The 21,148-nt window shown below is 46.0% G+C and carries 12 protein-coding genes and 2 tRNA genes; 6 read left to right on the forward strand and 8 right to left on the reverse strand.

The window, feature by feature from the left end; all coding sequences use genetic code 11:
• On the forward strand, positions 1 to 251 hold a 251-nt coding region (locus T489_RS0109425; RefSeq protein ID WP_031579798.1), incomplete at its 5' end, for an IS3 family transposase.
• 143 nt (positions 252 to 394) lie between these two features.
• Here the strand turns inward: T489_RS0109425 and T489_RS0109430 are convergent.
• On the reverse strand, positions 395 to 589 hold the full coding sequence (locus T489_RS0109430; protein WP_031579799.1) for a hypothetical protein: 195 nt from the start codon (positions 587 to 589) through the stop codon (positions 395 to 397).
• 236 nt (positions 590 to 825) lie between these two features.
• Between T489_RS0109430 and T489_RS0109440 the strand changes: the two genes are divergently transcribed.
• Positions 826 to 2,322: a hypothetical protein gene (locus tag T489_RS0109440; protein WP_031579801.1), complete on the forward strand. Its 1,497-nt coding sequence runs from the start codon at positions 826 to 828 to the stop codon at positions 2,320 to 2,322.
• A gap of 135 nt (positions 2,323 to 2,457) precedes the next feature.
• On the opposite strand, the gene yegQ is transcribed toward T489_RS0109440, so the two are convergent.
• Positions 2,458 to 3,792 carry a prephenate-dependent tRNA uridine(34) hydroxylase TrhP gene (gene yegQ / locus T489_RS0109445; protein WP_031579802.1) on the reverse strand — a complete coding sequence of 445 codons (1,335 nt, stop codon included), beginning with the start codon at positions 3,790 to 3,792 and terminating at the stop codon, positions 2,458 to 2,460.
• A 307-nt stretch (positions 3,793 to 4,099) separates the two neighbouring features.
• Positions 4,100 to 5,002: a recombination-associated protein RdgC gene (gene rdgC, locus T489_RS0109450; protein ID WP_031579803.1), complete on the reverse strand. Its 903-nt coding sequence runs from the start codon at positions 5,000 to 5,002 to the stop codon at positions 4,100 to 4,102.
• A gap of 665 nt (positions 5,003 to 5,667) precedes the next feature.
• On the opposite strand from rdgC, the gene gyrA reads away from it, so the two are divergent.
• The gene (gene gyrA, locus T489_RS0109460) at positions 5,668 to 8,523 is read left to right on the forward strand and encodes a DNA gyrase subunit A (protein ID WP_051621974.1); all 2,856 of its coding nucleotides are present in this window, start codon (positions 5,668 to 5,670) and stop codon (positions 8,521 to 8,523) included.
• Positions 8,524 to 8,799: 276 nt separating this feature from the next.
• Entirely contained in the window at positions 8,800 to 9,885 is a 1,086-nt protein-coding gene (gene serC, locus T489_RS0109465) for a 3-phosphoserine/phosphohydroxythreonine transaminase (RefSeq protein ID WP_031579806.1), read from the forward strand.
• Between the two features lie 179 nt (positions 9,886 to 10,064).
• On the opposite strand, the gene T489_RS0109470 is transcribed toward serC, so the two are convergent.
• The 4 genes from T489_RS0109470 to T489_RS0109485 form a co-directional block, all read right to left on the reverse strand.
• A complete protein-coding gene (locus T489_RS0109470; protein WP_031579807.1) occupies positions 10,065 to 12,437 on the reverse strand; it encodes an EAL domain-containing protein in 2,373 nt (790 codons plus the stop codon).
• Between the two features lie 143 nt (positions 12,438 to 12,580).
• The gene (locus tag T489_RS0109475; protein ID WP_051621976.1) at positions 12,581 to 14,467 is read right to left on the reverse strand and encodes an EAL domain-containing protein; all 1,887 of its coding nucleotides are present in this window, start codon (positions 14,465 to 14,467) and stop codon (positions 12,581 to 12,583) included.
• A gap of 987 nt (positions 14,468 to 15,454) precedes the next feature.
• A tRNA-Asn gene (locus tag T489_RS0109480) sits at positions 15,455 to 15,530 on the reverse strand.
• Between the two features lie 31 nt (positions 15,531 to 15,561).
• Positions 15,562 to 15,637, reverse strand: a tRNA-Asn gene (locus T489_RS0109485).
• Positions 15,638 to 16,007: 370 nt separating this feature from the next.
• On the opposite strand from T489_RS0109485, the gene uvrB reads away from it, so the two are divergent.
• Positions 16,008 to 18,050, forward strand: a complete 2,043-nt coding sequence (uvrB, locus tag T489_RS0109495) for an excinuclease ABC subunit UvrB (RefSeq protein WP_031579810.1) — start codon at positions 16,008 to 16,010, stop codon at positions 18,048 to 18,050.
• 270 nt (positions 18,051 to 18,320) lie between these two features.
• Positions 18,321 to 18,824, forward strand: a complete 504-nt coding sequence (gene nrdG / locus T489_RS0109500) for an anaerobic ribonucleoside-triphosphate reductase-activating protein (RefSeq protein ID WP_037319513.1) — start codon at positions 18,321 to 18,323, stop codon at positions 18,822 to 18,824.
• 130 nt (positions 18,825 to 18,954) lie between these two features.
• Here nrdG and malE read toward each other — a convergent pair whose 3' ends face one another.
• A complete protein-coding gene (malE, locus tag T489_RS0109505) occupies positions 18,955 to 20,160 on the reverse strand; it encodes a maltose/maltodextrin ABC transporter substrate-binding protein MalE (protein WP_031579812.1) in 1,206 nt (401 codons plus the stop codon).
• Positions 20,161 to 21,148: the final 988 nt, after the last annotated feature.

The raw sequence follows: 21,148 nt of genomic DNA on the forward strand, positions 1-21,148 counted from the left end.
ATAACCTAATCCAAAGCATGTCCAGAAAAGCTACTACTCATGACAACATCATGATTGAGATATTCTTTGGAAGAATGAAAGTTGAAATGTTTTATGGAAAAGAAAAGACCTTTAAGGACTTAAACGACTTAGAGAAAGCTATTAAAGATTATATAAATTGGTACAACACTGACAGAGTTTGTAAAAAGCTAAAAGGCCTGTCCCCAATTAATTTCAGGAAACAAGCCTTAAATTCTGTTAGTATGACCTAGAAACTTAAGTGATCAATTTCTGGGGCCATACTACCTGAAGGTCACTGCTTTAAAAAATTCTCAGGATGTTTTCTATTTACAGAAAGATTTTCACATACTCCATACTCGAATAAATAGGCTGGTTTTGTTTCCGCCCCTCCAATTTATTCAAATTTAATTTCTTCCTCAGCTCTCGCATAAACATCAATTTGATTCTGTACATCAAGTTTACTTACAAACCAACCTCTTGCCATACACAATTTTATAAAATTATCAATGCGGTTTACACCATTCATCTCTTTTAACGTAACAACAACGCCAAATTGCAATGGTTCCAAGTCAATGATACAGGTCATCATTTAATGAAAATATTTCCGATGATTTTTCAGAAATATTATTTAGAAATAAAAGTATATGTTTTCAGTCACATTACTCAATCGGTTTTGTTTGTATGATATCTGATCATGCGTGTAAACATTGCAGGTCAGTATCTGCATCATGTTTTCCGCAAGGCGTTTTTTGAAATAACGTCAGGCATGCCTGCATATCTGCGGTACACGGTTATTGGAATTCAGTGATTTAAACAGGAGTCTGTATGAAAACTTCAGAACATACCAGGTGTCCAAACTGTTCTGGCAATATGACCTTTAACATAAGGGAGCAGAGACTTGTATGTGAATCGTGTTCCAGCAGGTTTTCCGTATATCAGTATGACCGTCTGCTCAGGGAGAAGAAGGAAGCCGGGGTGGAGAATTTCGCCAAAGGCGCCGTGGTTAATGAAAGTGATTCAGAAAACAGTGAAACAGATCTTCACCGTTCATACATCTGTTCATCCTGCGGCGGTGAAATAACTCCGGGTGTTTTATCAACCACCGAAAACTGTCCGTTCTGCGGCAATGCCATTGTTTTTACCGACAAGTACCGGGATCAGCGTGTACCTGACAGGATTGTTCCGTTCAAGAAGGATAAAGAGGACTTTCTGGAAATCTACCGTAAAATCCTCAAATCCAAGCGCTTTGTTCCTGACAGCTTTCTGGTTGAAGCCAGGGTGGAAAAGATAAAGGCCTGGTATGCGCCGTTCTGGCTTTACGATATGGAGGTTTCCGGCAACGCCGCGTTCAAGGTTGAGAAGGTGAAGCCTTCCGGCAAGAAATATGAACACACCGTATATTCCGGTGTAAGTACGGGCAGTGCAAAATTCTACAGCATTCCTCAGGATGCGTCGGTAGAGCTTGATGACCGCATATCCCAGGGACTGGAACCGTACAATGTGCAGAATGCACCGGAATTCAATTTCGCATGGCTTTCCGGACTTGATGCCGAAATCTACAACATGGATCATGAAGGCGGAATGGTCTCTGCCAAACGCCGTGTTGAAAGATCCTTTGACCGTTACCTGTCCGGATCCAAGGATTATCAGTACTACCTGATTACTCACCGTGAATACAGCTTCAAGGCTGCAAAGATAAGCTATGCTTTGTTCCCTCTGTGGCACATGAACATATCCTGGGCCGGCAGGAAATACATGTTTTCCATGAACGGTGAAAGCGGTAAAGCCCTGTGCATATTCCCGATAAGCGAGATTAAACTGCTGTGCTGCGCATTTTTCTCGTGGCTGCCGTTTCTTACCTTTTCCTGCTGGCTGACCACGGTTGATGAGTTTATGAAAATCAGGGATTCCGGAAAGGGAATGGGGTTGCTGTTTCTGGGGTATTCATTCCTGGTTTATTCGGTATTCTCCAAATACATGTTCAACAGAAACCTTACATGTATTTTTTCATCAGTTCTGTTCACACTGATTTCCTCATTTTTCGTTTACCTGTATCTTACAGGAGCAGATTCATCAGGTGACCACCTTCTGGCGATGATTGCCGCAGGCATTATCATCGTTGTGGGTATGGTCGGTACATATGTTGCCGTCAAGAAATCCCTCAAGAAGGAATATACCCTGAAGCTCAAGAAAAACAGCGATGACTATATTAACTTCGGTGACTGCGAGCTGCACACGAAAAAGGACGTCACCATGTCTAAAATACTGGATAACAGCGGCTCTGTAATCAAGGGAATCAATCCTAAGGAAGACGAAGACTGATTTCTGAAAGTGCGGAACCTGTCGCGGAGGCGTTTTCACCGGTGAATACGTGCGACGTCACTGAAAACTCAGGATAAAAGTAACGGCAGACGATATCACGTCTGCCGTTCTTTTCATGAATCCGGATAATGCCGGTTATCTGATTACCGGATTTCTGGTGTTTTCACCGTTTCTGAAGTGACGGACGATAATGCCCATATGAGCCCTGTCGGCAGGGAACGGACACCTGAAGTAAACCACGTGACCGTCTCCCGGAGCTACGGTAATCGGCTGCTTCTTCCTGTCCATGAGGTTGTCCAGGGTTATGAAATCCCTGAAGCCCGGAGCCAGAATTTCCAGAGTGTCGCCGAGTTCAAAACGGTTGCGAACGCTGACCTGCCACAGGCCGTCACCGTCAACACCGGTTACTTCACCCACGAACTGGCTCTTGTCGGAAATGCTGTAGCCGTAGTCGTAGTTCTGATATTCACTGATGCCGTGACGGGTAAGGAAGCCGTCGGTATAACCGCGGTGAGCCAGGGATTCGAGTTCAGACTTGAGCTCCTCCACGATGTCCTCTCCGCGCACTGCCGCGTCGATGGCCCGGCGATATACGGAGGCGGTTCTGGCGCAGTAGTAGAATGATTTGGTGCGACCTTCGATTTTCAGGGAATCAACGCCGATTTCGCAGAGACGTTTTACGTGTTCAACCGCGCGCAGGTCACGTGAATTCATGATGTAGGTGCCGTGTTCGTCCTCGTCGCAGGCCATGAGTTCACCAGGTCTCTTCGGTTCTTCAAGCAGATAGCTGTGCGGGGTAATCAGATCGCTGCCGAGATCCGGTTCAACCAGTTCGCCGGTATCGTCTTCAACCGCCCTGTGAAGCCTGTAGGCCCATCTGCATGAATTGGTGCAGGCACCCTGGTTCGAGTCGCGGTGGGTGAGATAGCCGCTCAGAAGACAGCGTCCGGAGTAGGCCATGCATAACGCGCCGTGAACAAAGACTTCAAGTTCCATCTGCGGACATTCGTTGCGGATTTCCTCGATTTCGTCAAGGTGAAGTTCACGTGACAGGATGATTCTGCTGAGTCCCATCTTTTCCCAAAAACGTACTGAAGCGAAGTTGATGGTGTTTGCCTGAACGGAGAGATGGACGGGCATGTCAGGATAGGCTTCCCTTACCATCATGATCATGCCGGGATCTGACATGATGAGAGCGTCGGGATTCAGGGCGACGATGTCGGCCAGATCTTTCGCGAACTTCTTCACCTTGATGTTGTGAGGCTGAATGTTTACCACCATGTAAAGCTTTTTGCCTGCTTCATGAAGCTCTTTAATGGCAGAGTCCAGAGTCTGATAATCAAATTCGTTGTTTCTGATGCGCAGACTGTAGCGGGGCTGACCGGCATAGACGGCATCGGCTCCGAAAGCCGTAGCGTATCTGAGATTCTTTAAAGTACCTGCCGGTGATAAAAGCTCTGGTTTTTTCATTTATGATCCCTTAAATCTGGTAACTGTATTTTTCAAGCCGGTATATTGTATTATGTTATGAACGATTTGTGTACCGCTCAGGGACATTCAGGAGAAAACTGTCCTGAGAGTGTCATAAGACATGAATCTTTTTCCGGCTGATTTTTTTGCGGTATATGGTATCACGTTTGGAGCATTCAGTCAGTAGATTATACTTTCGCCGACAGGAAGGGGATTACCTGTCTCTAATCAGAAAAAAACGTCAGTCACCGGGACTGACGATTTTTTAAGGAGTTTATCCGGCGGACGGATAAACAGGTCTCCGCCGTTATTCGCTTTCGCCGCCGAAGGCGTCGATAAGGGTAGGCAGAATCTTGGAGAATTCACCGCTTATAAGGGTAAGGTCAGCATCAAGCTGCGCAACCGGATCATCACTTACGGTGGCGTTTTCATCGATAACGGTATCTGAAAGCTTGATTCTCTTTAAGGAGAAGGTGTCATCGATTACCAGGGAAACATCGTCGTTCACGGTAATGGCCAGACTGGTTACCACCTTGCCTGCTTCGAGGTGAGCCTTGATTTCGGCAGTATCGAGATCCTGCTTCTTGGCCTTTACGGTACCGCCGGCACCTTCAACGGCCTTGAGTTCAACTTCATCACCGATTTCAATGCCTGCCGGACCTTCACCGTTGGCAACCCATTCGGTCATGCAGTCATTGATTGACTTGTTGAACTTGAAAAGTCTGGCAGGGAGTGAACCGAGGCTCTTTCTCAGAAGGGCAATCAAATCTTCGGCCTGTTTTTCGGAGGCAACGTTAACCACTACATAGCCGTATCTGCCGCTTACCCAGATCCAGTTTTCCCTGTGCAGACGGAAGGCTCTAGGCAGAAGTTCGGTAACGATGCTTTCCTTGAGTTCGGCCTTTTCCTTCTTGCTGACGTTGCGGGCCTGCTTGAGTTCGAGCTCTTCAACCTTTTCCTTCAGTTCTTCGTTTACCACGCTTGCAGGAAGCATTCTCTTTTCGGTTTTGCAGCGGAAAAAGTAGTCATCGTTGATTTTATGACATAAAACCTCTTCATCCTGACCGAGAGGACTTACCCAGCCGAAACGTACCATGTCCTGACCTGAGCATGGAACGTATTTCTGCGGAGCGAGAAGTTTATCCAGTTCATCGGGACTGTATTTGAAACCGGTATCGAGTGTGTATACTCTGACGTTTTTAAACCACATGTTTAATTCCTTTAAGCTGTGAGACAACTTTACCGGATGGTTCCGCGCGCTTAAGCTGAAACCCCGTGCGGCGGGGCTTGCGGAGAAATCCGTTCTGCAGGCATCCCCCTGACATGCAGGTAAAAGGCGCCGTTTTCCATCAAGTTGTCAGAATTAGAAAATCCGTATAATTATATACGAGTTGTTTTCGTTTTTTCAAAATATTGTAAAAATCCTGAGAGGGATCCTGTTTTCGCCTGAAACCGTATGTATCCTTTGAAAATCACGCGGCTTCCGGGAAAAAATGGCGGCTCTGAACGGGTCTCAGTCATTGTGAATAAAGGAAAAAGCCCGTTTTTCCAGGGGCGCCGGGACCGCGGTGATTCCTGTAAGGATTTCATGCCTTTCAGATATCCTGACGGAGATTTTTTTCCCGGGCCAGGGTGCATAACGGACGGTTCCGGATTTTAACGACGGAATGATAGTCTCCCGGGAGTTCCTATTCAGGTTATACAGCCGTAATCCGGTGATGCTGATTACTATGTGAACAGTCAGAGGAATAAATCCTCTGTTTATTTGAATCAGTGCGGTAATCGGCACATCCGCTTCATGAATATCTTAAGGTTTTTGCGGTTTTATGGTACAATGGCACGCAAATTTTTATTATTTATTAACGAGTAAATGAGATGAGTGACAATACAACCTCCAGGGATACTCTGCCGGAAAACGTTCGTCCGGTGAAGATTACTGAGCAGCTTCAGACTTCATTTATCAATTACGCAATGAGTGTAATTGTGGATCGTGCTCTTCCGGACGTGAGAGACGGTCTGAAGCCTGTGCACCGCCGCAGTCTGTATTCCATGTACAAGCTGAGAAACTTCTACAATACCAAGCATCTGAAATCAGCCCGTGTGGTTGGTGACGTAATCGGTAAGTACCATCCTCATGGTGATACCTCCGTGTATGACACCATCGTACGTATGGCTCAGGATTTCTCTCTCCGTTACCCTCTGGTTGACGGTCATGGCAACTTCGGTGACGCCGACGGTTACAAGCCTGCGGCAATGCGTTATACCGAAGTCAGAATGTCAAAGATCTGCGGTGAAATGGTTGCGGATCTTGAAAAGGAAACCGTTGATACGGTTCCTAACTACGACAACAGTGAAGAAATTCCCGTAGTAATGCCTAACAAGCTGCCTAACCTGCTGATTAACGGTACCTCAGGTATCGCGGTAGGTATGGCCACCAACATTCCGACCCACAATCTGACCGAAGTAGTCAATGCCACCGTGGCACTGATGCGCAATCCGGAACTCACCGTTGACGATCTGATGCAGTACATTCCCGCACCTGACTTCCCGGGCGGCGGCATCATTTACGGTCAGAACGAAATCAAGAGAGCCTACCGTACCGGTAACGGCAAGGCAATCATCCGCGCCAAGACATCCATCGACGATGACGGCAACGGCAGACAGAAGATTGTGGTAACCGAACTTCCTTACGGCGTAGGTCCTGCTGAAATCGAAAAGAAGATTTCCGAATGCATCCGCGATCGTACCATTGAAGGTATCACCCGCGTGAACAACGGTTCAACCAAGAACGTTCACATTGAAATCTTCCTGCGTCAGAACGAATCTCCTGAAATCGTGCTGAACAAGCTGTTCCAGCAGACCAGAATGCAGATCTCCTTCCCGATCAACATGCTGGCTCTGGTAAACAACCGTCCTGAAGTACTCAACCTCAAGCAGATTATCGAATACTTCATCAAGCACAGAAAGGAAGTGGTAACCAGACGTACCGTATACGATCTGAAGGTTGCCCGTGAAAGAGCGCACAGATTGGAAGCTCTCCTTGTCGCCCTGAGCAATATCGATGAAATCATTAACATCATCAGAAGCAGTGCCAACAGACAGGCCGCCCACGAGGCTCTGATGGCTCATCCTTGGAAGTACGGTGATCTCTCATCACTCATTCAGGTTGACGCCAGCGGCAGGGAACTCTGCAAGCCTGAATACATTGATGCCGCATTCGGTATCCGTGACGGCTTCTATTACTTCTCCGATCCTCAGACCACTGCAATTCTGGATATGCCTCTGCACCGTCTGACCAATCTTGAACGCAGCAAGATCAGTGAGGAATACGGCGAACTCACCGCCAGCATCAAGTACTATCTTGAAATTCTCGGTTCCGAAGAGCTTCTCCGCAACATCATTATCGAAGAGCTTGAAGAAATCCGTAACACGTACGGTGACGCCAGAAGAAGCGTTATTGAAACCAATACCGCCGAAATCACCAAGAAGGATCTGGTTGACCCTGTATCTGCGGTTATCACTCTGTCTCATGCAGGCTACATCAAGTATCAGCCTCTTTCCGAATACGAAGCCCAGAAGCGTGGCGGCCGCGGCCGTCGTGCCACCCTGGTTAAGGATGAGGACGTAATTGACAGCATGTATGTGGTTAACACCCACGATACCGTGCTGTGCTTTACCTCACGCGGCAAGGTGTTCTCCATCAACGTATACGATCTGCCGGAAGCCTCTTCAAATTCAAAGGGCCGTCCGATTGTAAACATGCTGAGACTTGACGAAAACGAATCAATTCAGACCATCGTGCCTGTAAACAGCTTCGAGGAAAACAAGTTCCTGTTCTTCGCGACCTCCAACGGTTACGTGAAGAAGACCAAGCTGAGCGCATACAAGAACGTTAACGCCCAGGGCCTGCGCGCCATTAAGCTTGACGAAGGCGTAAGTCTGGTTAACGTGGCTCTTACCTCAGGCAGCGACGTAATCGGTCTGTTCAGCTCTGACGGACGTGCATGTCTCTTCAACGAATACTCTCCTCTCACTCCTACCGCCGACGCTACCGTTGACGCTGAAAGTGAAAACGAGGAAGGAGCAGATGTGGCTGAAGAAGCTGCCGACGTAAGCGCAGACGTTGAAAACGATGCTGAAGGTTCAGAAGACGATGCTCTGGTCATTGGCCCTAACTACAAGGGCGGCGTAAGAGCCTCAGGCCGTGTGTCACGCGGTGTGAGAGGCATGAACCTCGCCAAGGGCCATCAGGTTGTCTCCATGATGGTTGTTGACGCAACTCTTCCATACGTGCTGATTGCCACCGAAAACGGCTTCGGCAAGCGCAGTCCGGTTGCAGACTTCCCGTTAAGACGCCGTAACGCCAAGGGTGTTATCGCCATCAAGGGTGAAGACCGCAACGGCCGCGTAATCGGTGCGGTACAGGTTACCGACGGTGATGAAATCATTCTGATTAACAATGCCGGTATTCTGGTTCGTACCCGCGTGGACGAAGTGAGCGTAATTTCCCGTTACGGTCAGGGTGTCCGTCTGATTCGTCTTGATGAAGGCCTCAAGCTTGTATCCGTACAGCGCGTGGTAAAGACCGACGATGAAGAGCAGAACGAAGCTGAAGCTCCGGATGCCGAAGGCACAGCCGGGGCAGCCGATGCGGAAAACGCGGCCGACGATCTGTCTGCAGACGTTCCGGATGCAGCCGCAAATCCTGCCGACGATGATGCCGATATCTAGTCGCGGTGATGAAAAGGCCTGCTGATGCAGGTCTTTAACCGAAAGATTCAGGAGGAGAAAAACGCAGTTTTTTCTCCTCTTTTCTTTTTACGGCTGAGAGCGGAGGACTGAAGGAGCGGTTTCGGTTTTTACGGAAAGGGCGTTTTTTTCAATCCGGAAAATATTGCCATTTATGTGATATTTTTGTCTTACCGCGTTATTTTTCTGTATAATGCTCTAAGTCGTTTATTTAAATATTTTTGAGTAAAGATTCAAAGTAGAACAGGGTGTCTCATTATGAGTAAGGTATACAATTTTTCTGCCGGTCCTTCCATGCTTCCTGAAGCAGTAATGAAGGACGTTCAGAAGGAGTTTTTGGATTTCAACGGAATCGGAGCCGGTGTAATTGAAATTTCTCACCGTTCCAAGGATTATCTGGCTATCGCCGAAAAGGCAACCGCAGATCTTCGCGATCTCATGAATATTCCTGACAATTACAAGGTACTGTTCATGCACGGCGGCGGAAGAGGCGTGTTCGCCAACCTTCCTATGAATCTGGGAACTGCTGAAGGCAGTGCAGACTACATTGTTACCGGCGCATGGTCAGGCTATGCCGCTGAAGAAGCAGTGAAGTACACTCACGTTAACTCCATGAGAGGTGACTTCGTCAATGCGGACGGCAAGGTTGAACTCAAGCTTAAGGATCTTCCTTTAAAGAAGGATGCCGCTTATGTTCACATGTGCATGAACGAAACCATTCACGGTATCGAAATCTTTGATGCTCCTGAAACCGGTGACGTTCCTCTGGTTGCGGACATCTCTTCATGCATCCTTTCACGCCGCATGGACGTAAGCAGGTACGGCATGCTTTACGGCGGTGCTCAGAAGAACATCGGACCTTCAGGCATTACCATCGTAATCGTAAGAGAAGATCTTATCGGTCACGCTCAGTCAATCACTCCTGCAATCTGGGACTACAAGGTAACCGCCGACCACGATTCAATGCTGAACACTCCAAACACCTTCGCATGGTACTTCGCAGGCAAGGTATTTGCCTGGTTAAAGAGCATCGGCGGTGTTGAAGCCATGGAAGCCATGAATAAGGAAAAGTCTGAACTTCTTTACGGTTTCATCGACAGTTCAGATTTCTACAGCAACAACGTGGCCGTAAGCGCACGTTCACGCATGAACGTTCCTTTCTTCCTTAAGGACAGCAGTCTTGATCAGCAGTTCATCGCTGAAGCCAAGGCAAACAACCTCATTTCCCTTAAGGGACACCGTGTACTCGGCGGTATGAGAGCAAGTCTCTACAACGCAATGCCGCTTGAAGGTGTGAAGGCTCTCGTTTCCTTTATGGAAAAGTTTGAGAAGGCTCATAAGTAATTCAAAGGCAATGACCGCGGATGACGCGGTCTGCCGTAAAGCACATAAAAAACTGCATTATAAATAAAAAAAGAAAGAAAAAGATTTGGCGGTACCGCCAAATCTTTTTATTTTTATGTTTCAGTTTTTAAGCCCCGGCACTCCGGCGCGACCGGATGGATGCATGCTGTAAAAACTCTTTAGATTGAATCCTCACGGTTGACGAAGGCCTTGACGGCACTCAGGTCCTGAGTGCATGGGAAGAGCGAACCTGACATGAGGTTTACGCCGAGTTCCTTGAAGGTTTCCATGGTAATCATGCTGTCAACGTCCTGCAGGATGATGACAGGTTCAATGTTCTCATTCCACTTCTTCACCATCTGGCTCAGCATGTAGCGGTCATATTCACTGGTAAGCACACGCTTCGTGAGTGAACCGCTGAGCATGGCGGAGGCGAAGCCGTGTTCCCTGATGAAGTCCATGTCCATCATACCCATGTTGTAGTTCTGCAGAGTGAAGTGATAACCGGCTGAGCTCAGCTTCTGGATGGCGGTGAGACAGTTGGTTATATCGTTGCTGATGGCGTTCTCGGTCAGGGCGAAGGTGATTCTGTTCGGCATGATGCGGTACTTGACTGTTACCATGTCAAGGAAGCTCGGCAGGTCGCTGTCAAGAAGCTGACCGTAGTTGAGCGGAATGATGATGCCGATGTTGTGGTTGGTGTCCTGATCAAGCTCTGACAGGTCGTGGAGGGCGTTTTCTACCTTCCAGTAGCAGTTTTCGGTATTGAGACCGGCGCTGATGATCTGATCTGTGAAGTCATCCAGATTGTAGGTGGTGCCTTCCTGGAACCAGTAGTTTCTGGCGATGAGACTTACGATGGTCTTGGTGGACACGTTCATTACCTGATCGTAACGGATAATCAGATCTCCCTTCATTCTTGCGTGCTTGAGCCTGTTGGCGAAGGCGGTGTCGATGCTGGAGGTCTGAGTGTTCATGGAGTCGTTGTATACGGCATAGCTGTCGTTCACCTCAAGCTGACAGCTGTGCTGATAGGCAATGTGGGTCTGCTTCATGATAACGGCAGGGCTGATGGAATTACTCAGTACCTGCACGATACCGGCGCTGATGCGGATTTCATTGCCGCCGTTGACCTGTTCAGCCAGTTCCCTGCGGAATCTGTTGAGCAGTTCATCCATTTCGGTCTTGTTCTTGATGCTGGTGGTGAGGAGATAGTAGACGGTAGGCTCATAGAAGGCCAGGTAGTCCTTTTCCCTGATGATGTTCAGCATCACGGTGGAGATACGGTGACAGATCTTCTCGTCATCGTAGAATTCCTGAGGCAGAACCGGACAGAATTCCACGGCAAAGAGCTCGATGGCGCTGTTAACCTTGCGTTCGGTCTGCAGATGGGCAATCTGCTCAAGAATCCACTTCTGGTTAGGCAGACTGGTCTGCGGATCATAGTTGGAATAGAACTCCAGCTTGTTCTGCAGGGATTCAATCTGGCGGGTCTGCTCTTCATTGGAGTTGAGAGCCGAATCCAGATGCCCGAGGAGTGCGAATACCTCATCGGAGCTGCGGGCGTTCTTTGACTTGGCGTACTTGTTGATGCGCAGTCTGTTTCTGATGAAGAAGCTTTCCAGACGGATGAGGTTGAATATGTAGTGACAGAGGATAACCACGGCCAGAATGGTCAGTACGCCGGTAATGGTGAGATTTTCCAGAACGCCGGTCTTGAAGGCGTGTCCGAGGGTAATCTTAGGCAGGAAGGTTACGGTGTAGCCGATAAGCTGATGATTGAAGCTTATCGGAGTAATCACGTAGTTTCCGAACTGCTGGTCCTCACAGATAGCGTCAAGCAGCTGTCTGTAGGTGGTCTTGCCGTTGAGAGAATATCTGTACTTGGCTATGGTGTTGAGAATGCGGTTTCTCTTGTTCGGTTCGATGAAGTTGCCCCAGCTCAGCTTGGTTACGTTCTGATCAAGCCACAGGAGATTGTCCTGTTCGGAGATGCCGTAAAGCATGATGGTAGGGCGGTTGTTCAGGTTTTCGAGAAGCTCGGAGATTGACTGGAGCTTGAGGGCCACGATGGCCTTGCCTGAAAGGTTGTTAATCTGATAGGAGCTGTATTCGAGAATATAGCATTCATGGTCGCACATGTACTGGGTGAGACTTGAGCCCCTGTTGCCTTTTTCCTCAAGCAGACGGATCTGTTCCTTGAAGTTTTCGAGAATATGAGGCTTGATGGTGGAATTGTTTGGTGTTCTGCTGACCGGTCCTCTTCCCTTGTCGTCTGAAATCCATTCTATGTAGGAAATGTTTGACGGAACGGTGGAGGCTACCGGGTTGCTGTCCAGCACCTGAATGAAAGAGATGATGTCTTCATGGGACTTGCTTTCCATGAAGTCGTAGATGGTGGCGCTCTGAGCGGTGATCATGCTTTCCGCATGGGAAGTATTAACCCTGTTGGTTCCGTAATAGGCAAGATATACGGCCAGAACAATACATACCAGATAAAGAACTACGCCTATAATGAACTGACGTGAAAATGGAAGATTTATATAGCGCATAAGATATCTCTAACGATGTTTAGCCACAGACTGAGGGGATAAAAAAAGACCCGGTCTTACCGGGTCTTTCGTATAAATCAAATCCTCGGCAACATCTACTACAATATCACAATATTGTATATGTTGCCCTGTTCTGTATTAAATTATGCTGAGTACTCTGCACTATTCTTAATGGTTACCCAGTTTAATTCGATTCTGTCTTCGAGTTCCTGAGGTTTTGCAATCATGTAACCCTGGATTGCGTCAACGTACAGAGCTTCAACCTGCTGACGCTGAGCAATGCTTTCGATACCTTCGGCTACGATTACACAGCCCTGACGGTGAGAAACTTCGATAAGCATGCGAACGAACTGCTGAGCGGTGTTGTCCTTGTCGAATGACTGGCAGATGTTCGGATCGATCTTGATGTAGTTAGGCTTGAGTTCTCTGAACAGTCTGAATGAGTCAAGACCCTTGCCGAAGTGGCTGATACTGGTTGAGGCACCGGTTCTGTGGATGATGCCGAACAGTCTTTCAGCAGCCATGTTGTTGCTTTCGAGAAGAGCTTCGTCGATTTCGAATACGAGACCTTCAGCAATGTCTGAATTGCGGATTAAGGTTCTTTCCAGCCAGAGGAGGAATGAAGTGCTTAACAGAGCATTTGATGAAAGGTTGATACCGAATCTCATGTCGGTCTGGTTGATCAGACGGTACTTGGAGATGATGGCATCGATAATCATTTCTTCAAGCTTAACCAGAAGTTCATGACGCTGTGCAGCTGCCAGAACGATTTCGGTTGAAAGCTTTTCGCCGGCTTCGGTAGTGAAGTGAGCATAGATTTCAACATAAGGCTTGATTGAAATGTTCATGCTCTTGATTGGCTGATAGTAGAGGGAAATGCTGCGGTGATCGATGATTTCCTTGATGGTCTTCAGCCAGTGCATTTCACCCTGGAAGTAGTTGTCGGTGTTTTCGGTCTGGATGGCGTAGCCGTTGCATGCAGAAGTCTGTGCTCTTGCAAGGGCAAGGTCTGCTCTTGACATGATGTCGGCCTTCTGTTCCTTAGGACCGAAGAAGGTGAAACCGCCGTAGCATACGTTGGTCAGATCGTAGTTCTTCTGGAATTCGTTAACCTGAAGCTTGAGGGCACCGTAGATGGCTTCAATAACCTTTTCGTCTCCCTTTGGAACGAGGATGGCGATATCGGTACCTGAAATCCTGTAGGCGTTGGTGCCCGGGAAGCGCTTGATTGAATCCTTGATCATGTCAGCGAGATCGTGGATGTACTTGTCACCCATCTGGTAACCGCGTTCTGAGTTGATGAAGTTGATTTCAGATGCTCTGAAGATACCGAGAATTGACTTTTCTCTAGAAGCAACCTTACCTAAAAGACCTTCGAAAGCGTTGTTGAAGGTGGTGCGGTTGTAGAGGTTGGTCATAGGATCCATTGCAGCTGCGTTGGCGAGATGTTCGATCTTTTTCTTGGCTTCAGCGATTTCCTTTTCGTTCTGAGTGTCGTTTCTGGTAAGTTCGCGTGAAAGATCTTCAAAAGGAAGGTCGTCATATCTCTTGCTGAGAATTGAGTTCTTGATGAAGATTGCGTACTTGTAGTTGGCGATGAGGAACAGCTGAGCTGTTACGAGAGCCGCGATAACGATTAACACGATAAGGGTTACAACCTTGATGAGGAAAGAGTTGTAGATTTCGCTTGAATCGATACCGAACTGTACGCTGGTGTTGCCGATCTGGAATTCGTCCTGGGTCTTGAACACCTTGTCAAAAATGCTGGAAGTGTCAGTGTTTGAATTGTAAACCTGTGTGTTGCTTACATAAACATTGAGAGAAGCTAGCTCCAGAGTCGGAATGGCGTTGTTGCCCACGTCAGAGGTAAAGTTACTCCAATCGTAAGCACCCATGAGAACGTTCTTTGTTTTGGCAAGTTCGTTTGAACACTCTCTGCTGGTTGTGTAAAAAGCTATACCGATACCGACCAGGCACAACAATACTGCAACAATTATGCACTTGGTCATGGCACTAATTGATTTAGACATGAAGTCTGCTCCTTGATTTCCACTGTGATGATTTAACTAATTTTCAGACAGAACCACGCGGATCCGGTATTCGTTAATCATTATTTTATTATTTTTATAGTCGATTATTACTGTCACACATGCAGGGCTTTATTTTTCTAAAGCCAAAAATAACGAATTCGGAATATCTCACGGGGTGATGTATGATATTTAACAAAATTATAACATATAAATAGTGACATACAAAACAAAATTGTTTATTTTTTAACAAGTTTTTTTAACGGATTTTTATGACAGGCTATAAGAAATATATTGATATTTAGTCAATTAAGCGTATTTTATAAGTTTTGATAATACAAATATATTAAAAATGTTGTATAAGTGTAATTTTTGAAGATGTATAAAAATTGTTAAAGAACTCAGACATTTTTTACGTCGTTTTTGTGATCGGAATGCGGATTGTTATATGATTTTCTGCATTTTTACAAGACTGTTTTGTGTGAAATTGCGACGGATTAAGGCTTTGACGGCTTTCTGAGGGGAAAATTCATGCTGTTCTGACCGTGAAGGAATTCAGATGCCGGGATTTTTTACTGTCTGAAACCATACTCTGATGTCAGGTAACATTTCCTGATGTTCGGAAGGAACGTCTGATGCTTTGGGATTGATCGTGTTACGTGCCTTACAGAACCATGAGAACCATACACTGGAGATGCTGAAGTTTTCGGTTAAATGGAGAGAGGGAAGGTTATATCATTCATCCTATATATATGTATATTAAGGAAAAGGAAGATGCTTATGCCGGTTTACAGACTGAAGGCTGAAAACCGAAATGATGCATCGGGGAGTGAGTTAAATAAGTAAAAAATAAAAATAATGAAGCAGTGACTTCGGAAAACTTAAGATTCAAAGGAATAAATGAATTAAAAGACGGAAAAGAATAAAAAATAAATCTCTGACTTGGTCTGTATTAAAGTAAGGATTGATTGAGAGAGGTTAGAGATTTAATGGCTCCTCCTGCTGGACTTGAACCAGCGACATACGGATTAACAGTCCGCCGTTCTACCGACTGAACTAAGGAGGAACTTCATTAAAAAAGATGTAAGTAAATTGTCTGGCTCCTCCTGCTGGACTTGAACCAGCGACATACGGATTAACAGTCCGCCGTTCTACCGACTGAACTAAGGAGGAACTTTATTTTTGTCAGCTTTGCTTTTCGTTAGTTCGTTAAGCACTGCCAACGCTGTGCATGATATGGGTTTTGCCAGGTTATGTCAACAATATTTTTTAAAAAAGTTCAAAAATATGTTTGTTTGCGTGTATTTTAAGCAAAAACGGATGTTTTGCTTAAAATACGTACGGAAAGAAAGTTTTCCTCGTGAAAGACGTGTTTTTCAGTGCAGAAGGATTGCTGTGTCTTCGGGCTTTCCTGCTTTTTCAGAAAAATCTTTCGGATGGTTCTTTTTTATGGGAGAAGAGACTTAAGCGTTATTAAGATGAATAAACACCGTCAAGGTGTTAGAATGTTTTCAGTGATTAAAGCCGTACTGGAATTCTGTATATGTCCTTATATGATGAATCTGAAAAATCAAAAGTGTTTGAACTTAAATCCGAATACCAGCCTTCAGGGGATCAGCCTGAGGCAATTGAAAAGCTGGTTGCCGGAGTGGAAGAGGGAAAAAAGGCTCAGACTCTTTTAGGTGTTACCGGTTCCGGTAAAACCTTCACCATGGCCAACGTGATAGCAAGGCTGAACCGTCCGACCATGATTATGGCCCATAACAAGACACTGGCAGCCCAGCTCTACGGGGAAATGAGGGAGTTCTTTCCCAACAATGCCGTGGAGTACTTCGTATCATATTACGACTATTATCAGCCTGAAGCGTATATTCCGAGTTCCGATACATATATAGAGAAGGATGCCAAGGTAAACGATCACATAGAACAGATGCGCCTCAGCGCCACCAAGGCTCTGCTTGAAAGAAGGGACGTGATTATCGTGGCCTCCGTGAGCGCCATCTACGGTCTGGGTTCTCCTGACAGTTATCTCAAGATGATGCTTCACCTTTCCGTCGGTGAGGAAATCTCTCAGACAAAGATAGTGAGAAGACTTGCTGAACTGCAGTATTCCCGTAATGAAATAGACTTTTCGCGCGCAACCTTCAGAGTGAGAGGGGACGTTATCGACGTGTTCCCTGCGGAATCCGATGATTTTGCGGTGCGTATAGAGCTTTTTGACGATGAAATCGAAGCGCTGAGCATTTTCGAGCCTCTTACCGGAAGACAGATAAGAAAGGTTCAGAGAATCACCATATATCCGAAAACCCATTACGTTACCCCGAAATCAGTTCTGCAGAATGCCATCAGTCAGATAAAGGATGATCTGCAGATAAGAAAGCAGGAGCTTCTTGCCGAAAGAAAGCTGGTGGAAGATCAGCGTCTTACCGAAAGAACCACCTGCGATATCGAAATGATGAATGAACTCGGCTACTGTTCCGGTATTGAAAACTATTCAAGATATCTGTCCGGCAGGGCACCGGGTGAAGCTCCTCCGTGTCTTTTCGATTACCTGCCGAAGGACGGACTGCTCATTATCGATGAGTCGCATGTAACCGTGCCTCAGATAGGAGCCATGTACAAGGGGGACCGTTCACGAAAGGAAACTCTGGTGAACTTCGGCTTCCGTCTGCCTTCGGCTCTTGACAACAGACCGCTCAAATTCAATGAGTTTCATAAAATGCAGCCTCAGACCATCTACGTGTCCGCAACTCCGAACAGCTATGAAATCGAGGAAAGCGGCGGGAAGGTCGTGGAACAGATTGTAAGACCTACGGGACTTCTGGATCCGTGTCTTGAGGTGAGACCTGTAGCCTTCCAGGTCGAAGACGTCATGAGTGAAATCAGAACAAGGGCTCAGAAAAACGAGCGTGTGCTGGTAACCACTCTTACCAAGAAAATGGCCGAGGATCTTACGGACTATCTGGATGAACACGGAATAAGAGTGAGATATCTGCATTCGGACATTGATACCGTGGAACGCGTGGAAATCATCAGAGACCTGCGTCTCGGCAAGTTTGACGCCCTGGTGGGTATCAATCTTTTGAGGGAAGGTCTGGACATGCCTGAGGTTTCTCTGGTAGCCATTCTTGATGCCGACAAGGAGGGCTTCCTGCGTTCAACCCGTTCTCTGATTCAGACCATCGGGCGTGCCGCCAGAAATCTGCACGGCAAGGCCATCCTCTATGCCGATCACGTAAGTGATTCCATGAAGGCCGCCATCAGTGAAACCATGCGCCGACGTCAGAAGCAGGAGGACTACAACAGAGAACACGGCATTGAACCAAAGGCCATCAGCAAGAAGATTGTCGACATCATGATGCTCGGTGATGAGGCCAGGGACAACATGGCGGGGGCTCAGCTTCTTAACGGCGCCAGTGAGCAGTTTGACGTTTCGTCAATAAACGATGCTGCCGCGCTGGTTAAGCTTATGGATGAAATGCAGGTCAGCATGCGCGAGGCTGCCAAAGCCCTGAAATTTGAGGAGGCCATGGTGCTCCGCGACAGAATAAAGGAATGCGACAAACGCCTAAGAGAGCTGGAATAACATGGTTTTCAGTCCGAATACCCGGTAATGAAAAATCACGGAAACATCATCTGAAATGTTCAGATTACCTACGCTAGTTCTAGGTTTAGATTTTTTCAACTGATTTTTGGCTGAACTGCTGAGGCCTTAAAATATTTTCAGTAAAAAAGTATGACAGCTTGAATAGGCAGAGTACCGAGAGTAAACTATCGATATTTTTAAATACATGAAGCTTTGAACTTCGGAATTTTTAATCATTATTTGTGTACTTTAGATTGGAACATAAGACAAATGAACTACTGTAAATATATACCAATAGATGTTTTGAACGGCAGGGGAACCAGATGTACTTTATTTGTTGCCGGCTGCGAACATCACTGCAAGGGCTGCTACAACCAGTCTACTTGGAATGTAAATGCAGGGTTCCCGTTTACCCAGGATCTCAGCGATACAATCATTGCGGATCTGAATGACACCAGAGTTAAAAGAAGAGGTCTCAGTCTGTCAGGCGGTGATCCGCTGCTTCCGGCAAATCTTCCTGCCGTAAAGGCTCTGTGTGAACGCGTACGCGCCGAATGTTCTCCTGATAAGGACATCTGGCTGTGGACCGGTTACGTGTACAGTGAACTTACTCCGGAACAGATGGAGGTGGTGGAACTCATCGACGTACTGATCGACGGCAAGTTTGTTCTTGAACTCAAGGATCCTTCACTGGCTTTCCGCGGAAGCAGCAATCAGGTGATTCACAAGTTCAATCGTGCTCAGGCCTACTGGAAGACCGGTAAAGGCCAGTAGAAGACGTTTGGAAGGAGACATCTGCTGCTCCCTTCATTCGAGTTTTCAGTCTCTGACACAATAAATAAGGAAGGTCATGATTTCAAATCATGACCTTCCTTTCATTTAAGTTATGCGGAAACGTTAAACGTTAGCGGATAATCTTTGCTTCAGCATCCTTCAGGGCATCCTGAACTGAAGCTCTGCCGGTGGTGGCATTGATGATGGCAAAATGCAGGGCTCCCCAGTAACGTGACATTTCATATACGTTAGGCATAAGGTCACCGTTTGCCGCAATGCGCATCAGCACCGCAATCTTGGGATCTGCTTCCTGCTTCTTTTCAAAAGACTTGAGAGCAGCAACACCGATAGGGCGGTCATTGTTCATTTCCTTATATCCCTTGTCGGTTAACAGGTAGTCGAGAATGAACTTCTTGGCAAGATCCTTCTTCTGTGAATTCACGTTCAGGGTCATGCCGAGTACGCCGACAAGAGGCTTACCCTGTTTGCCGAGGAGAGCCGGAATAGGATTTACGGAGAAATTGATGTTCTTGTAGTTTGCCCATCCCCATGCACCGTCGATGATGCAGGCTACTTCGCCTTCGGTAAACTTCTTTGTCATGATGTCGTAGGTTGCGCCCTTCATCATGTGATCATAAATGATGAGTTCAACCAGATATCTTAAACCGATCTGGGTACCCTGATTGTTAACACCGGTAACCTTGGTATTGTAGACACCTCTGGTATCCTTCCTGAAGGCATAACCGCCGTTTGCGGAGAAGAGCGGATATGAGAAGTAAGGAGTTCTGTAATCCCAGAGGATGGCTCTCTTGTCCTGCTTTTTCAGGTTATCGTCGAGAGCGATGATTTCTTCAAAGGTCTTTGGAGCCTTCGGGGCCAGTTTTTTATTGCACACTAAAGCAGTGGATTCGAGAGACACTGGGTAACCGTAGAACTTGCCGTTTACCAGCATGCCTTCCCAGGCTTTGTCATAGAATCTGCTGTATTCTTCCTTTGAAGGAGTTATTTCCTCGATAAGTCCCTTGCTTACAAGTTCGCCGTACTGGTCATGAGCCCAGACGTAAATGTCTGGACCGCTGCCCATAGAGGCATACTGAATAAAACGAACGCCTACGTCATCAGGATGGGCAACAACTACCTTGATGCCGGTATCCTTTTCGAAGGTTTCGCCAACCTTGCTGATGCCGTTGTAAGCCTTGTCGCCGTTAATCCAGATAACCAGACGGTTTTCGTCTGATCCTGTGTCGGCGATATTCTGTGTTTCTTCTGCCGGAACAGTCTGAGACAGCCCGAGAACTGAAATTCCTACAGCCAGATTTAAGATAAATTTCTTCATTATTACGACCTTTAATATCCAGTGCTTAAACAAGATTTTCACTATGGTTTTTTATAAGATTTATTGTTTGCAGCCAAGCGGGAGTGAATATATCACACTTTGATGAAAATATTATCATAATATGGAAAAAATATCATATTCATAAAAAGATAACAGATAAAACATCTCAAAATGTGTGTTATCTGTATATTCAATTTAATATAATTAACAGATGTATATATGTTGTTAATATAATGTTTTAAAAAGATCTTGTTAAAACCGAAGGGGATTAATGAGAAGTACGAGAAAAAATACGATAGATAGTTCAAATAAATATTGTACTATTGTTGCATAATATTTACATAGTATGTATAATTAATATATGTTATTATGATAATTGAAAATGACTCTGTAGTATTACACATAAGTCTTTTCTCGTAAACTCATGTCTTGGTATTATGTAAATACTATGGGGTGATGTCAAAGGGACAGCTCTTTCAGTATGGATGAATTCGTTAATTTGTTTTCTATTTTGTACCTAGAAGATATCGGCCTTTACCAATGTTAAGAAGTCAATGAATCTTAGGTATATAAAAAGAATTTTAATGTTTAGAATATCAAATTTGATTTTTGCTTCAAAAATATAATATTTAGGTTTCTAAAGATTTAGAGAATGCTTATAATCAAAATAAGACGTTTGTTAAGTTTGACTATGTATTAAAGTTTAGATATGAAAGGCGATTATATGACAGTCTCTTATAACAGCGTGTACGCAACGTATGCGTGTAAGCAAATAGGGTTATTTAAAATTGAAGCTCACTGTGCTACTACCACAGTGAGTTTTTAAGATTTATTGGATTAGTCCTCGGAAGCTGTTTCAGCCTTACGCAGGTCTTCCAGATTATTTGACCTGCAGTCTGCGGGAACCTTGTCTGACCACGGCAGAAGATGACTCATGTTGCTGAGTACGTTCTTCGGTCTTACCGAACTGATTTCCGTAAGAAGCCAT

The organism is Ruminobacter sp. RM87 (assembly GCF_000701925.1).
In the GTDB taxonomy this organism is placed as follows: Bacteria; Pseudomonadota; Gammaproteobacteria; order Enterobacterales; family Succinivibrionaceae; genus Ruminobacter; species Ruminobacter amylophilus.

What these genes read in the sequence shown, in the direction of transcription:
- T489_RS0109430 (WP_031579799.1), bottom strand. Translation starts at nt 589, where the DNA reads ATGATGACCTGTATCATTGACTTGGAACCATTGCAATTTGGCGTTGTT.
- T489_RS0109440 (WP_031579801.1), top strand. Translation starts at nt 826, where the DNA reads ATGAAAACTTCAGAACATACCAGGTGTCCAAACTGTTCTGGCAATATG.
- yegQ (WP_031579802.1), bottom strand. Translation starts at nt 3,792, where the DNA reads ATGAAAAAACCAGAGCTTTTATCACCGGCAGGTACTTTAAAGAATCTC.
- rdgC (WP_031579803.1), bottom strand. Translation starts at nt 5,002, where the DNA reads ATGTGGTTTAAAAACGTCAGAGTATACACACTCGATACCGGTTTCAAA.
- gyrA (WP_051621974.1), top strand. Translation starts at nt 5,668, where the DNA reads ATGAGTGACAATACAACCTCCAGGGATACTCTGCCGGAAAACGTTCGT.
- serC (WP_031579806.1), top strand. Translation starts at nt 8,800, where the DNA reads ATGAGTAAGGTATACAATTTTTCTGCCGGTCCTTCCATGCTTCCTGAA.
- T489_RS0109470 (WP_031579807.1), bottom strand. Translation starts at nt 12,437, where the DNA reads ATGCGCTATATAAATCTTCCATTTTCACGTCAGTTCATTATAGGCGTA.
- T489_RS0109475 (WP_051621976.1), bottom strand. Translation starts at nt 14,467, where the DNA reads ATGTCTAAATCAATTAGTGCCATGACCAAGTGCATAATTGTTGCAGTA.
- uvrB (WP_031579810.1), top strand. Translation starts at nt 16,008, where the DNA reads ATGTCCTTATATGATGAATCTGAAAAATCAAAAGTGTTTGAACTTAAA.
- nrdG (WP_037319513.1), top strand. Translation starts at nt 18,321, where the DNA reads ATGAACTACTGTAAATATATACCAATAGATGTTTTGAACGGCAGGGGA.
- malE (WP_031579812.1), bottom strand. Translation starts at nt 20,160, where the DNA reads ATGAAGAAATTTATCTTAAATCTGGCTGTAGGAATTTCAGTTCTCGGG.